Source organism: Massilia pinisoli (assembly GCF_024753285.1).
In the GTDB taxonomy this organism is placed as follows: Bacteria; Pseudomonadota; Gammaproteobacteria; order Burkholderiales; family Burkholderiaceae_D; genus Telluria; species Telluria pinisoli.
The window spans coordinates 211,216-226,750 of sequence record NZ_JANUGW010000007.1 but is presented as its reverse complement, the minus strand read 5'-3'; the positions used below and the strand labels follow the sequence as shown (position 1 = coordinate 226,750).

The 15,535-nt window shown below is 67.3% G+C and carries 9 protein-coding genes; 4 read left to right on the top strand and 5 right to left on the bottom strand.

Annotated elements, in window-relative coordinates:
* Positions 1-42 precede the first annotated feature (42 nt).
* Positions 43-567, top strand: coding sequence for a hypothetical protein (locus NX784_RS12195; protein ID WP_258816928.1), 525 nt, complete (start codon positions 43-45; stop codon positions 565-567).
* 14 nt (positions 568-581) lie between these two features.
* Here NX784_RS12195 and NX784_RS12190 read toward each other — a convergent pair whose 3' ends face one another.
* The 5 genes from NX784_RS12190 to NX784_RS12170 are packed head-to-tail and all read right to left on the bottom strand — an operon-like array spanning position 582 to position 8,178.
* Entirely contained in the window at positions 582-776 is a 195-nt protein-coding gene (locus NX784_RS12190) for a hypothetical protein (RefSeq protein ID WP_258816927.1), read from the bottom strand.
* A 41-nt stretch (positions 777-817) separates the two neighbouring features.
* Positions 818-1,618 (bottom strand): hypothetical protein, encoded by an 801-nt coding sequence (locus NX784_RS12185; protein ID WP_258816926.1) that lies wholly within the window; start codon positions 1,616-1,618, stop codon positions 818-820.
* A 17-nt stretch (positions 1,619-1,635) separates the two neighbouring features.
* Complete coding sequence (gene tldD / locus NX784_RS12180) at positions 1,636-3,096, bottom strand: metalloprotease TldD (RefSeq protein ID WP_166863590.1); 1,461 nt, start codon at positions 3,094-3,096, stop codon at positions 1,636-1,638.
* A 43-nt stretch (positions 3,097-3,139) separates the two neighbouring features.
* Positions 3,140-3,949 (bottom strand): carbon-nitrogen hydrolase family protein, encoded by an 810-nt coding sequence (locus NX784_RS12175; protein ID WP_258816925.1) that lies wholly within the window; start codon positions 3,947-3,949, stop codon positions 3,140-3,142.
* The gene (locus NX784_RS12170; RefSeq protein ID WP_258816923.1) at positions 3,946-8,178 is read right to left on the bottom strand and encodes a YhdP family protein; all 4,233 of its coding nucleotides are present in this window, start codon (positions 8,176-8,178) and stop codon (positions 3,946-3,948) included. Before NX784_RS12170 ends, NX784_RS12175 begins: the two co-directional genes overlap by 4 nt.
* A gap of 214 nt (positions 8,179-8,392) precedes the next feature.
* Here NX784_RS12170 and glnE point away from each other — a divergent pair, with 214 nt between their 5' ends.
* The 3 genes from glnE (at position 8,393) to map (ending at position 15,525) form a co-directional block, all read left to right on the top strand.
* Positions 8,393-11,137 (top strand): bifunctional [glutamate--ammonia ligase]-adenylyl-L-tyrosine phosphorylase/[glutamate--ammonia-ligase] adenylyltransferase, encoded by a 2,745-nt coding sequence (gene glnE / locus NX784_RS12165; RefSeq protein ID WP_258816922.1) that lies wholly within the window; start codon positions 8,393-8,395, stop codon positions 11,135-11,137.
* 541 nt (positions 11,138-11,678) lie between these two features.
* The gene (locus NX784_RS12160; RefSeq protein ID WP_258816921.1) at positions 11,679-14,591 is read left to right on the top strand and encodes a TonB-dependent receptor domain-containing protein; all 2,913 of its coding nucleotides are present in this window, start codon (positions 11,679-11,681) and stop codon (positions 14,589-14,591) included.
* Positions 14,592-14,757: 166 nt separating this feature from the next.
* Entirely contained in the window at positions 14,758-15,525 is a 768-nt protein-coding gene (gene map, locus NX784_RS12155) for a type I methionyl aminopeptidase (RefSeq protein WP_258816920.1), read from the top strand.
* Positions 15,526-15,535: the final 10 nt, after the last annotated feature.

The following is a 15,535-nucleotide window of genomic DNA, read 5'->3' as shown; positions in this document are numbered from 1 at the left end:
CCTGACGGGGCTCTCGGCGGCCTGGTCCCGCTTGCGAGGCGCGTGTACGAAGGCAGCACGCTCTACCACGGAACAAAGCGCGAGCACGTGCCGTCGATACGCAAAAGCGGCTTCCGGATGGATCGCAAAAGCGACGGCGCGACGGAGGGCGGCGGCGGCAATTTCATGATGCGATTCAGTCGTGGTGGGGTCACCGCATCGAGCGAACACCACTACTTGTCGAGCAGCCGCCAGATGGCGAAAGACTTTGCAATGTACGCCGACCCTGATCAGCCGGCGCTCGTGCGCACGATTGGCGTTGCAAACAACGTTCATCTGGAGCAGGACCCCTATTCCGAGGGGCCTGCGCTGCGCACCCGGGACTCGATTCCCCCCGCGCACGTACTGGGTTCAAAACACAGCCCGGCAGGCGCCAATGCCAAGGTCTTTCGCGCCGAATTGCAGAGGGCCGGACACGATGTATCGACAAAGCAGGCCGGGCAACTGCTGAGAGAGGTGCAATCCGATTCCGAGGACGACACTTACCCTTCGCACGACGAATTCATCATGCGCCATCTGCGTGGCTGAAGGACAGATCCGGACTAGTCTCCAGGCCCTTCGCCCGGCATGGTGTCGGCCATCCACCGCAGCTCTTCCGGCGTCAGCTCTTCCGGTTTCTTGCCCTCGAGGCCGTCGAAGTCGGTAGGCTGCTGCGTGTCTTGCTGACCCTTTTGCTGCGCCGGTGGTTGCCCCTGCGGTGCAGGGGTCTGCGGCGATTGTGCTTGATCGTTGGCCATGTTGCGCTCCTTGCGATGGTAGATCGGTCGGAGCCAGTGTGTCACAAGGGCGTATCCGATGGCGTCCGCGTCGGCGCGAGCCGGTCGAGTTTGATCCAGCCGCTGGCTTCGCGCCCCGTGCGCGGATTGCGGTACGCGACGTCCGCGAAATCGCCATACGTGTGCAGGACGGTCAGCACATCACCCGGAACGATGAACAGCTGCGGCAGCTTGCACTCGTCCAGCGGCGCCGTGTGGAACCAGGCGCGGCCGGTGCCGGTGACGACGCGGCCGGCCTGCCCGGCGGCCACGGGCAGCCAGCGCGACGCGGCCGTGAGCTGGGCCGCGTCGCAGCGCGTGAGCACGTTCGTGAGTTCCTTCATGCGATCCTGCATCCACACGAACTCGTGCACCTCGCCCGTGCCCTCCTGCGCCAGTTGGACGATCAGTTTGTCGCCGGCGCGGCGGGCGCCGAAGCCGGTCAGGCAATCGCCGAACGGCTGCGACATCGTCGCTTCATCGCCGGGCCCGATCTGCAACAGCGTGAAACGGTGCCGGCACTGTGGATCGGGCAACGCCGTATCGACGAGCACGTAGTCCGCATCGTCCTGCACGGACAACTTGACGAGGCTCGCGTTGCCGTCGACCTGCCCCAGCGACGCGCCACGGAAGCGGATGTCGGTTCGGTCGGGGCCGGGCTGCGTCTCGACCGGGCCGAAGCGGGTGACCACGTTCGCGTGCTCGTCGGCCGCGGCGCACGGAGGCAGCATCGACACGGCGCACGCCGCGATGGCGGCCCGCAAGAACAAACGCCCGCGCGGGGCGGGCGTCATGGAGCAGGGCGCGGCGAAGGCGGATGCCATCGCGCGGGCGGCCGTGGTCAGGCCGTGCCGCCGACGGTCACGCCGTCGATGCGCAAGGTGGGCTGGCCCACGCCTACCGGCACGCTCTGGCCTTCCTTGCCGCACACGCCCACGCCCGAGTCCAGGCGCATGTCGTTGCCGATCATCGAGATGCGGTTCATCGTGTCCGGACCGTTGCCGATCAAGGTGGCGCCCTTCACCGGATACGTGACCTTGCCGTTCTCGATCATATAGGCCTCGCTGGCCGAGAACACGAACTTGCCGTTCGTGATGTCGACCTGGCCGCCGCCGAAGTTCACCGCGTACAGGCCGTTCTTGACCGACGCGAGGATCTCGGCCGGGTCCTTGTCGCCCGCGAGCATGTACGTGTTCGTCATGCGCGGCATCGGCAGGTGGGCGAACGATTCGCGGCGGGCATTGCCCGTCACGGGCATCTTCATCAGGCGCGCGTTCATGGTGTCCTGGATATAGCCCTTCAGGATGCCGTCTTCGATCAGCGTCGTGCACTGGGTGGCGTTGCCCTCGTCGTCCATGTTGAGGGAACCGCGGCGGTCCTTCAAGGTGCCGTCGTCGACGACCGTCACACCCTTGGCGGCGACGCGCTGGCCGATCATGCCGGCATAGGCGGACGAACCCTTGCGGTTGAAGTCGCCTTCGAGGCCGTGGCCGACCGCTTCGTGCAGCAGCACGCCGGGCCAGCCCGGGCCGAGCACGATGGTCATCGGACCGGCGGGGGCCGGACGCGCTTCCAGGTTCACGAGCGCCGCCTGCACGGCTTCGTTCGCGTATTGTTCCAGCAGCGCGTCGCTGAAATAGCCGTAGTCGTAGCGGCCGCCGCCGCCCGACGAGCCGATCTCGCGCCGGCCGTTCTGCTCGGCGATGACGGTGACGGACACGCGCACGAGCGGACGGATGTCGGCCGCCAGCACGCCGTCGCTGCGCACGACGAGCACGACGTCATACTCGCCGGCCAGGCCGGCCATCACCTGCACGACGCGCGGGTCCTTGGCGCGCGCGATCTTTTCCACGCGCTCCAGCAAGGCGACTTTCGCCGTCGCGTCGAGCGAGGCCAGCGGATCGTTCGGCAGGTACAGCGCGCGGCCGCCGCTGGGCTGGATGCTCGACGCGACTTTCACGCGTCCCGCGCCCGCACGCGCGATCGTGCGCGTGGCGGCGGCGGCGTCCAGCAGCGCGGCCTGCGAAATCTCGTCGGAATACGAGAACGCGGTCTTGTCGCCCGACACGGCGCGCACGCCGACGCCCTGGTCGATCGAGAAGCTGCCGCTCTTGACGATGCCTTCTTCCAGGCTCCAGCCTTCGCTCTTGGTGAACTGGAAATACAGGTCGGCGTAGTCGACCTTGTGCGTGAACATGGTCCCCAGCGTCGTGATCAGCTTGCCTTCGTCGAGCCCGAATGGCGTCAACAGGACGTCGCGCGCGACGGCGAGGGAAGAGAGATTCGGTTCGAATGGAGTCATTGCGTCGGGTCTTTCAAATGAGGATAGGGCATTGTGCCATACGTCAGAGTTTGCGGTGTTTCAGTGCCGGCAAACTCTCGCGTACGCTCGCGAGGTACGCGGGATCGATCTCGCCGCTGACGACGCCCTCGCCTTCCGGCAACACGTCCTTCACGACGCCCCACGGATCGATGAGCATGCTGTGGCCGAACGTGCGGCGGCCGTTCTCGTGCGTGCCGCCCTGGGCCGAAGCCAGCACGTAGCACTGGTTCTCGATGGCGCGGGCGCGCAGCAGGACTTCCCAGTGCGCCAGGCCCGTCGTGTGCGTGAACGCGGCCGGCACGACGATCAGCGCGCACTCGCCCATCGCGCGGAACAGTTCCGGGAAACGGAGGTCGTAGCAGATCGCCAGCCCGACCTTGCCGAACGGCGCCTCGAAGCTGCCGATCGTTTCGCCCGGCACGATGGTGCGGGCTTCGTCATACGATTCGTCGCCCTTGCTGAAGCCGAACAGGTGGATCTTGTCGTAGCGGCCCACGTGCCGTCCTTGCGGGTCGTAGACGAGCGTCGTGTTCAGCACGCGGCCGGCATCGCCGGACACGAGAGGCAAGGTGCCGCCGATGAGCCAGATGCCGTGTTCGCGGGCCAGCGCCGCGAGCGCATCCTGGATGGGCCCGTCGCCCGGCTGTTCCGCGTGGCCGACCTTGTCCCTGTCCGTCATGCCCATGATGGGCCAGTATTCGGGCAAGGTGACCAGGGTGGCGCCGCGCGCGGCGGCATCGCCGACCAGGCGGCGTGCGGTGGCGATGTTCTCGTCGACATTTGGCGTCGACACCATCTGTACGGCGGCAACCGTGCACTTCGTCGTCTTCATTTGGCTCCCTTCTTGTTGCGGTCCTGGGCCGCCGCCGCCGCCGCGGCGGCCGTCACGGCGGCCGAATTGTCCAGCTTCACGATGTGCGGCGCCTTCCACGGCCCCGTCACCTGCATGTGGTAAGTGAGCGCCTTCATCACGGGCGCGCGCAGGAACAGCTGGGCGAGGAAGCTGCCCAGGCCGATCACGGGGTTCACGGCGAGGCCATACACGAGCGAGCTGGTGCCGAGGTTGAATTCCGGGATCACGACGACGTGCAGGTTCGTGGATTCGTTGGCGATGTCGGCCGTGCCGTCCATCAGCACCGTCGCCGCGACGCCGTGCATCTTGAGGTTGTCGGTGCGTACCACGCCGCGCGTGATCATCGCGTTCGCCGTAATGCCGTCGAATGCGAGGCCTTCCGAGAACACGTCGTGGAAGTCGAGCTTGAGCATGCGCGGCAGCATCTGCAGGCTCAGCACGCCCAGCAGTTTTGCGGCGCCCGGGTCCTGCTTGAGGAATTGGCCATCCTCGACGTTCATCTGGATCTGGCCCGACAAACTCGGGATGTCGAGCGAGTACGGCAGGCCGGCCCAGGAAATGTCGCCGGACAGCGAGCCCTTGCCGTGACGCAGCGTTTCCGGGAAGCCCAGGCGGTCCAGCAAGCGACCGGCATCGCTGATGTCGAGCGTGAAATTCAGCGCCGTGTTGCTCTTGCCGTCGCGTGTGAGCCAGCGGCCGTTCGCCTTCAGCTGGCCGTCCGGGTTCGTCAGCGCCAGGCGTTCGATGCGCCACTCGCGCCCGGCCAGCGCCTGCGCATTGCTGGCCACCAGTTCCAGGCGGCCGAACTGCTTGCCCGACAACTCGAACCGGTCGGCCACGATGTCGAGGCCGGGGATGCTGGCCGTGGCGCTCTTGTTCGATTCCAGCAAATCCTTCACTTCGTTCGCGGACGATTCGGGAATCACGAGCGACGCGAGGCGCGCCGTCACCTTGCCCAGGCCCTGGCCCGTCGGCGACTCGTTCCACGTGACGTAGCCGATCACCTGGCGCGAATCGATGCTGGCCTGCCACGTATTGTTCTGGTGCGTGGCGCCGACGACGACGTCGCGCAGCGCCCGCTCGCCGATGACCAGCTCGCCGGCGCGCGCCCCGATCGTGTCCGGCATGACGTACTGGGCCATGCCGCCGCCGTTCTCCGCCGCCGCGGCCGCCGGGGCCTCGGCCGGCCCGGCGATGTCGCCGGCCACCGCCAGCCAACGGTCGACGTTCAGCGCCTTCATGTTCACGTTGATCATCATGCCGCTGTCGGGTTCCGGCGCCGGCACGTTGACGCCGATGCCGCCCCGCTTGACGATCCACGGGCCGTGCGGCTGGCGCTCGCGCACATATTTCGCAGCGGCGATATTGCCCAGTGTAATGCGGATGTCGTCGCGGCCGACGCCGTCCGCGCCGGTCGGCTGGCCGCTCAGCACGAAGTGCAGCGGCAGCGCGTCGGCCGCCGGCTTGTTCAGCGGCGCCGGCAGCTCGACGCCGAGGCCGGCCAGGTTCGAATCGAGCACGACCTGGCTCTGGCGGTCCTTGACGGTGACGGTGCCGGCGAAACGCGCACCGCCGGACAGCTTCGTGCCCAGCCGCTGCAGCGCCGGCAGCGAACCCGTGCGGCGCATGCCGTCGGCCGTCGCGCTGCCGGCCATGCGGATCTGGATCGAACCGTCGCGCTGCGTGCCGCCGGACAATTGCAGCGGACCGCCCAGGAAGCTCGCGCCCACGCCGTTCAGGTTCACGCCGTGTTCGGAAAATTCGATACGGCCCAGCGCGGCTTCGATCGGCGGCAGTTCCGGGAACAGCACGACGTCGTTGTTCTGCAGTTGCAGCGCGCCCTGCACCTTGGCGTCGTGCAGGCTCGCGAGCGGCAGGTGCAGCTTCAGGCCCAGCTTGGCGGGGCCCGTCGCGCGCGTGTCTTCCGTGAAGCGGCCGATCCAGTCGAGCACGGGGCTCGCGGCCACGTAGTGCAGGAAGTCGGGCAGCGGCGCGGCGGCCGTGCCATCGATGTCGAGCATCATCTCGTGCACGCCCAGCTCGGGGATCACGGCGTGCACGTTGGCCAGCGCGATGCCCTGCGTACGCGCGGTGTCGGCGTGGATGTCCATGCGCGCGCGGTCGAACACGATGGCGCCGTCGATCTCTTCCAGCAGCGGCCACAGCGGGGCCTTGCCGTCGGCCGCCTTGCGGCCGGGCGCGTACTCGAGCTTGCCGTCCTCGATGCGGCCGCTGACGCGGAACTCGCCCCGCGCGCGCTGGGCGGCGTTCTCGGCGCGGAACGGGAAGTGCGCAAGGTCGCCGCGCAGGCGCAGATGGGCGTCGTGCAGAGTGCCGCCCTGCAGCGCGCCCGTCAGCCATTCGCGCAAGCCTTCGGGCGTCGCCAGCGGCAGCCAGCGGCCGACGCTCCCGATCTCGACGTTGTCCACCGTGCCCGTGAAGTCGGCCGTGCCCGGTCCTTTTCCGGGCGTCAAAGGCAGCACGTGGCGGCCCGTCAGCGTGGCCTTCAGCGCGCCCTGCGTGAGGTTCAGGTTGTCGACGTCGATGGCCATCTGGTCGCCGGCGAGGCGCGTCCAGCGCGCGTGCAGCGCCAGCTGGTCGAACGGCATCTCGGGTTCCGCGAACCATGCGGGCAGCGCCAGCACGAGCTTGTCGGAATCGATGTCGACGCTGCCGCCGTGGTCGCTCGCGTCGATGCGTCCGGACAGGCTCTGGAAGCCCGGCAGCGCGGGACGCGCCGGCTGGGCCGGCTGGCCGTCCGCCTCGGGCTGCGCCGCGCGCGCGGCCAGCGGATTCATGCCGAGGTTCGCGACTTCGCCGCGCACGCGGTAGGCGGCGACGTTCGGGAAGCGGCCCTGCCATTCGATGACGGCGTCGTCGATGCGGCCGTGCGGCGCCAGTTCCGTCAGCAGCTGGCGCTGCAGGGGCGCGATGGGCAGTTGCACGGCCAGCGCGGCCAGCGCGCCCACGTCCAGCTGGCGGGCGCGCACTTCGAAGCGCTCGGGCTGCGTGCGGCTGGCCGGATGCCACGATTCCGTCAACGTGGCCGGCGGCAGCACCGTGCCGCCTTCCATGACGACGGCGAAATTTTCCAGGCCGATGGCGTGGCCCAGCGCGCCGAACGTCGGCTTGCCGTCGTCCACGTTGGGTGCGATGGTTTCCGACGCCGACAGGCGGCCCGACACGCGCGCGAGCGCGAGCGGCGGCACGTCGGGTCCGAGGCGGGCGCTGACGCCGGCCAGCGCCAGGTCGGCCGTGAAGCCGGCCAGGCGCGCATGGTCGACGTCGAGCCAGGCCCGCACGGAGCCGCGGCCCTGCTGCAGCGCGAACGGATAATCGACATACGGTTTCCAGGCGGCGAGGTCGGTGTTGCGCAGGTCGGCATAGACCTGCCCCTTCCAGCGCCGCGCGTCGGACGGCTTGGCGCCGAACGCCGGATGCGTGAAGCGGGCGCGCAGGTCGAGGGGCTCGCCGGTACCCCGCGGCGGCGCGGCCTTCAAGGCGAAGCGGTGCGTCGTCCAGCGGTTCTGCAGGACGAGGGTCACGTCCGACAGCGCCAGCGTGGGTGCGCCGCGCAGCTCGTCGGTCCAGGTCAGGCGGCCTTCGCGGATGACGATCTCGTGCTGGCGCAGCAGCCAGTCGGCTCCGCCGCCCTCTTCCTTCTTGTTCGGGTCGATGCGCACGCCGGCCACCGCGATGACGCCGTCGGCGCCGCGCCGCACGTCCAGCTCGGGCCGGTTGATTTCCAGCGCCTCGAAGCGGGGCTCGGCCGCCACGACCGACCACCACGACAACGTGGCCGACACGGACGGCAGCGCCAGCAGCTGGCGCCCGGCGCGGTCGTGCAGGCGCAGGTCGCCGAGGTACAGGTTCGGGTGCAGGCCGCGCCACGACGCGTACACGCGGGCGATGGTCACCTGGTTGCCCAGCGCGCGGCTGGCGGCCCGTTCGATGTCGGGCTTGTAGATGTCGATGTTCGGCAGGACGACGTAGCGCAGCACGAGGAACAGCGCCATGAACGCGAAGTACACGAGCAGCACGGCCTTGATCGTGAAGCCGAGCACGTGGTGCGACGCCAGGTTCGCATAGCGGTAGCAGGCGCGCACGCGGGCCCAGCGCACGGCCAGCGGCACATGCTCGTGTGCCTGCGGGTGCGCCTGCTCGTGCGCGTCGTGTTCGCGCTGCGCCTGCGGTTCCGGGTTGTGCATCAAAATGCTCAAAAGCTCGCCGTCAAATCTGCCTCGGCCGCCCTGCGCTGCCCGCGCCGGCGTACCGGGACCTTGTATGTAATCGTCAATAAGAGAGCGCTTGCAACATCCGCGGCGTCTACCTTACCATCACGCTGACCCAGGGCAGCATGGCGGGCAATTTTACCGCATAGCAAGCGTCCCGGAACGCACAAACTCGTCTGGAATCCGCCCCATGCCCCACGCTTCCCCCTCCCTGGCACACCTGTCGCGCTTTTACCAACGGTGGCTCGGTGCCGATCCTGCCCGCGCCGGGCGCGTCGCTACCCTGGCCGCATTATCGCTGGCCTCACTCGATTTCGGCGCAGCGCTGAAGTCCGAGACCGCGCCGGACGGCTCGCCCCTCCCGACCGTCCGGGCCATGCGCCGGCTGCGCAACCTCCTCATCTGCACCATCATCCGCCGCGACCTCGACGGCCAGGCAGACCTGGACGAGGTCGTCACGGCGATGAGCCGCTTCGCGGATTTCGCCGTCCAGACCCATCTGGCCGAGCTGATGGCCGAGATGACCGCACTGCACGGCGAGCCCATCGGCGCCGACTCGGGCCGGCCCCAGCAGATGATGGTGCTGGCGATGGGCAAGCACGGCGGGGGCGAACTGAACGTCTCCTCCGACATCGACCTTATCTTCGTCTACCCGGAGGATGGCGACACGCGCGCGGGCGCCGGCCAGAAATCGCTGTCGAACCACGAATTCTTCGTCCGCCTGGGCCGCAAGCTGATCGCCGCCCTGTCCGAAGTGACGGAAGACGGTTTCACGTTCCGCGTCGACATGGCGCTGCGGCCGAACGGCAAGTCGGGCCCGCTCGTGGCGAGCCTCAACATGGTCGAGGACTACCTGATCGTGCAAGGGCGCGAGTGGGAACGGTATGCCTGGGTCAAGGCGCGCGCCGTCACCGGCGATCCGGCCGACATCGCCGCGCTCGACGCGATCGTGCGCCCGTTCGTGTTCCGGCGCTACCTCGACTTCGGCGTGATCGATGCCATCCGCACGATGCACGCCCAGATCCGCGCCGAGGTCAACCGCCAGGAGCGCCTGCATCCGGAGCGCAACCAGAACGTCAAGCTGGGCCGCGGCGGCATCCGCGAGATCGAGTTCCTGGCGCAAGTGTTCCAGCTGATCCGCGGCGGCCGCGACCCGGCGCTGCGCGAACGGTCCACGCGCAAGACCTTGCGCCTGCTGGCCGAGCGCGAGCTGCTGGCCGACGACACCGTCGAGCAATTGCTCGAAGCGTATGAATTCCTGCGCAACCTGGAGCACCGGCTGCAATACCTGGAAGACGCGCAGACCCACACGATGCCCGTCGCGCCGGAAGACAGGCTCACCGTCGCCCGGATGATGGGCATGGCCGACGAGGCCGCACTGCTGGCCCGCCTGGATGGCTGGCGCGCGTTCGTCGCCGCCCAGTTCGATGCGATCTTCGCCGACAAGGCCGCGGCCGGCGCCGAGCCCGTCGATCCGGACGCGCTGCTCACCGACCCGGACAACCGCGACACGATCGCCGACCGCCTGGCGAGCCTCGGCTTCGATGATCCGCAGGCAGCCGCGAGCCGCCTCGTCGCGACGTGGCAAGCGCCCCGGCTGCAGACCTTGCCGGAGGCGAGCCGCCAGCGCCTCGTCGCCCTCGTCAACACGGCGCTGATCCAGATCCCGGACGTCGTCGCGCAAGCCGGCCTCGGCAGCCACGCGGCCACGCTGGGCCGCCTGCTCGATTTCTTCGAGGCCATCGCACGGCGCTCCGCCTACCTGTCGCTGCTGACGGAATACCCGCACACGCTGGAGCGGGTGCTGCGGATGATCAACGCGTCCGGCTGGGCCGCGACGTTCCTCACGCAGCACCCGATCCTGCTGGACGAATTGCTGGACGACCGCGGCAACGCGGCCGAGGACCTGCCGGCGCTGGCCGCCAGCCTCGCGGCCCAGCTCGACGCGGCCGCGGGCGACACGGAGCGCCAGCTCGACATCCTGCGCGAAGCCCACCACGCGCAGATGTTCCGGCTGCTGGCGCTGGACCTGGCGGGGGAACTATCGGTGGAGCGCCTGGCCGACCACTTGTCCGCGCTGGCCGACCTGATCGTGTGCGAGGTCGTGCGCCGCGCCTGGCGCACCATCGCGGCGCGCCACCGCGAGGTGCCGCAGTTCGCCGTCATCGCGTACGGCAAGCTGGGCGGCAAGGAACTGGGCTATGTGTCCGACCTGGACGTGATCTTCCTGTTCGACGACGACGACGACATGGCCGCGTCGAACTACGCCAAGCTGGCCCAGCGCTTCATCACGTGGATGACGACGCATACGCCGGCCGGCATCCTGTTCGACATCGACACGGCGCTGCGGCCGGACGGCGCCTCGGGCATGCTCGTGTCCTCGGTGGCCGCGTTCGAACGCTACCAGCAATCGTCCGCCTGGCTGTGGGAACACCAAGCCCTCACGCGCGCCCGCTTCTGCGCGGGCGACGCCGCGATCGGTGCCCGCTTCGAGACGATCCGCGAACAGGTGCTGCGCCAGGACCGGTCGAGCCGCGAGGCCGAGCTGCGCGACGAGGTGGTCAAGATGCGCCAACGCATGCGCAACGCCCACCCACCGCGCGACGAGCGCTTCGACCTGAAACACGACGAAGGCGGCATGATCGACATCGAATTCATCGTGCAATATCTTGTACTGCGCCATGCGTGCGCGTATCCGCAGCTGACGGCCAACGCGGGCAATATCGCGCTGCTGAAACTGTGCGGCACGCTGGGCCTCATCGACGCCGGCCTGGCCGACGACGTCGCCGCCGCGTACCGCGCCTTGCGCCGCCTGCAACACCAGGTGCGGCTGCAAGGCCACGACAACACGCGCGTCGACCGGCACCTGGTCGACGGCCATCCGGACAGGGTCGTCGCGCTGTGGCGGCTCTGCTTCGGCCCCGCGGCCGGCTGACGGCCGCGCCCATTCTCTTTCCCCGTTGACGACGGCATCGCCCGTCGCCGGTCACGCACGCCCATCGCTCGGCCGCGCTGCGAACCAAGGTTCGCTTTTGCGAATTTACAACAGACTGCGAATATCACGACAATCGCGAATTGTGACATCGATTTTACTTTTCAAGACCTTGGAAATACACGCTTGGTGTTGCTCGAGGACCAATTACAAGTTGATCAAAGTCAAATTTTGCGTGAATGAATGCATATTCCATGGAAATTCTTTTATAACACCAACGAAAATTCGATGATTCGATAAGCACAACTGTCAATCATCGCCCACGACCTGCGCACAGAGAGGAGTTCCCAGGGGTGACAAGCCCGGATACACATCGTTACACGTGTTGACACCAAGCCATGTCGAATGATTTTATTGGCGTCTTGGAAAAACGTATGCATCGAGCAAGTGCAACCCGCGTCGACCAAAACCCCGTCGCTCGGCGACGCCAACGGCAGTGCTGCGATCCAGCCTGCCGTTTTTAAACCCTGGGAGTTTTAAAAATATGAGAGAGAAGAATCTGGCCCGTTCGATCCGGATGATCTGCCTTGGCGGTGTCGCCCTTGCTGTGCAAGGCGCCTACGCACAGGAGGACACGCAGCCTGCACCGATGCAGCGCGTCGAGATCACCGGTTCGCGCATCGCCTCGCCGAACGCGGAATCGCCGTCGCCGCTGCAAGTGCTGACCGCAAAGGACATCGCCGCCTCGGGTGCCAACAACCTGCAAGACCTGCTGCTGCAAAACCCGACCCTCGGTACGCCGACCTACAGCCGCACCAACACGGCATTCCTGACGTCCGGCGCCGGCGTGGCCACCGTCGACCTGCGTAACCTGGGCACCTCGCGTACCCTCGTGCTGGTCAACGGCCGCCGCTTCGTGTCCGGCGTGCCTGGCAGCGCCGCGGTCGACCTGAACGCGATCCCGACCGACTTCATCGAACGCGTCGAACTGCTGACCGGTGGCGCTTCGGCAGCCTACGGCTCGGACGCCGTGGCGGGTGTGGTCAACATCATCACCAAGCGCAATTTCGACGGCCTGACGATCGACGCCCAGGGCGGCGAAAGCTCGAAGGGCGACAGCGAGAAGCGCAAGCTGTCGATCACCTACGGCAGCAGCAACGACAACGGCTTCCTGATGGGCCACATCGGCTTCACGCGCGATGGCCAGGTGTGGTCGCGCAACCGCGCCGCATCGGCGGTCGACCAGTCGTCGAAGATGGTCGTCGATACCGGGGATCCTGCCGATGCATTCGTTGCCGAGCGCCCGACTTACTCGAGCTACGCGCCGCAGGGCAGCTTCACTTATAAAGATGCGGATGCCAAAAAGACGCCGCATACCTATACCTACGATGCGAACGGCAATCCGATCCCATTCGTCTCCTCGGTGTCCGGCTTCAACCGTTCGTACTACCGCTCGATCGCGGTGCCGGTCGACCGCTTCGTGCTGGCCCTGAGCGGCGAGCGCAAACTGGACGAGCACAACAGCGCCTTCGTCGAAGGCACCTATGTGTCGGCCCGTTCCGGCAGCACGATCGAGCCGTTCGCACTGAGCTCGTCCGACATCTTCAAGACGAATGGCCAAGTGCCGGGCGGTACGATGGTCAACGGCCAGCTGGTGAAGAACCCGCTGATCCCGCAATACCTGTGGGACCGCATGACCGACACCGACCTCGACGGCATTCCCGACTTCTCGTTCCGCCGCCGCCTGAGCGAAGTCGGCACGCGCAGCAATAGCGTCGACCGTGACACCTTCCGCCTGGCCACCGGCGTGAAGGGCGACTTCCAGCTGTGGAAGAACTGGAACTACGAAGGCTACGTCGCGTACGGCCAGACCAAGGAAGCCCAGCAGTCGACCGGCCAGGTCAACGTCCTGAACTTCCGCAACGCCCTGACCGCCGTGCCCGATGCAAACGGCAAGCCGGTCTGCGCGGACGCCAACGCGCGCGCACAGGGATGCGTGCCGATCAACATCTTCGGGTTCAACTCGATCAGCAAGGAAGCGCTGGCGTACGTGAACGCGCCGGGCTCGCTGACGACCCGCACCACGCAGAAGCTGGCTGGCGGCCATATCGACGGCGAAATCTTCGACCTGCCGGCCGGTCCGCTGGGCATCGCCGCCGGTGTCGAGTTCCGCAAGGAATACTCTGACTCGACGCCTGACGCGCTGACCCAGGCTGGCCTGAACGCCGGCAACGCGACCCCGCCGACGCAGGGCGAGTTCAGCGTGCGCGAAGCCTTCGTCGAAGCGCACATCCCCGTGCTGAAGGATCTGCCGTTCGTCAAGGAACTGAGCCTGCCGATCGCCTTCCGCCATGGCGACTACTCGTCGGTGGGCAGCACGAACAGCTGGAACGCCGGCTTCGAGTGGACCGTCGTGAACGACGTCAAGCTGCGCGGTACCCGTTCGCTGTCGACCCGCGCACCGGACATCAACGAACTGTACCAGGCGCCGAGCCAGGACTTCCCGACCGGTATCACCGACCCGTGCGAAGGCGTGACCGCCACGTCGCAAGGCGTGATCTCCGATCGCTGCCGTGCCGATCCGGGCGTGGCCGCGAACATCGCCGCGAACGGTGCGTTCAAGACGACGTTGGCTGACAAACAAAGTATCAGCGGCTACAACCGCGGCAACCCGAACCTGCATGCGGAAAAAGGCCGTTCGACCACCGTCGGCCTCGTCTGGACGCCGCGTTCGATCGCGATGCTGAAGCGTTTCACCTTCACGGCTGACTACTTCAACATCAAGATCGCCGACGCGATCGTGTCGACTCCGCGCCAGTACGCGCTGAAAACCTGCTACGACGGCACGAACCCGGCCATGTGCCAGTTCATCACCCGCTGGCCGACCGCCAACGGCGGCAGCAGCGCCGGCGCACTGCGCTACATCGACACGGCCGTGTCGAACAGCGGCGGCAGGGCCACGTCGGGCCTCGACCTGACGGCGGCCTGGAACGACCGCGTCGGTCCCGGCACCCTGTCGACCCGCCTCGCGTACACGTACGTGAAGACGGGCTACGACGTCCCGCTGCCGGGCGCGGAGCGCGATCCGTTTGCTGGTGAAATCGGCGCCGCCAAGAACAAGGCGAACCTGAACGTCGGCTACCGCTGGAAAGACCTGAACATCAACGCCACGTTCGACTACATCGGCCGTTCGTCGCTGGACGACCAGTTCCTGGCTGATTTCGACCTGCCGCCGCACTCGCTGCAGGTGGGTTCGCGCACCTACACGAACATGCAGGTGTCGTACCAGCTGATGAAGAAGACCGAGCTGTACTTCGGCCTGGACAACGCGTTCGACGTCAAGGCGCCGCCGATCATCTCCGGCCTGCCGGGCGACGTGACCGGCACCGAGACCGATGGCGGCACCTACGACCCGATCGGCCGTCGCTGGTACGCAGGTATCCGCGTCAAGCTCTGATCGACGCCTCTCCGGCACGCTCGCGTGCCGGATGCGCCAGAACGCCCGCCCCGTGCGGGCGTTTTTTTTCGCCGACGCGTTCCTGCTCACACTGTCCGCCGCTTGGCGGTATCATGCGGCATCGGCCGGCCCGGCAATACGGCGGCGCGGCCCAACGAAAGTGAACATGGCTATCAAACTCAAGACAGACAAAGACATCGCGAAAATGCGCGTAGCCGGCCGGCTGGCGGCCGAAGTGCTCGAAATGATCGGGGAATACGTCGTCCCCGGCGTCTCCACCGAGGAACTCGACCGGCGCTGCAACGAATACATCCGCAAGGTGCAGAAGGCCACGCCGGCCAACGTCGGCTACCACGGCTTCCCGAAGACCCTGTGCACGTCCGTCAACAGCGTCGTCTGCCACGGCATTCCCAAGCCCAGTGAAGTCCTGCAGGACGGCGACATCGTCAACATCGACGTCACCGTGATCAAGGACGGCTGGCACGGCGACACGAGCCGCATGTACTTCGTCGGCACGCCCAGTCCTGAAGCGAAGAAGCTCGTCGAGACGACGTACGACGCCATGATGGCCGGCATCCGCGTCGTGCGCCCGGGCGCGCGCCTGGGCGACGTCGGCCACGCGATCCAGAAGCTGGCGGAAGCCCAGGGCTATTCCGTCGTGCGCGAGTACTGCGGCCACGGCATCGGCAAGGTCTACCACGAAGACCCGCAGGTGCTGCACTACGGCCGCCCGAACACGGGCCTCCTCCTCAAGGAAGGCATGACGTTCACGGTGGAACCCATGATCAACCTGGGCGATGCCGACGTCGAACAGCTCGACGACGGCTGGACCGTCGTCACGCGCGACCGGTCGCTGTCCGCCCAGTGGGAACACATGATCGCCGTGACGAAGAACGGGTTCGAAATCCTCACGCCCTGGCCGCGCAAGGGCTGAGCGGCCGGCG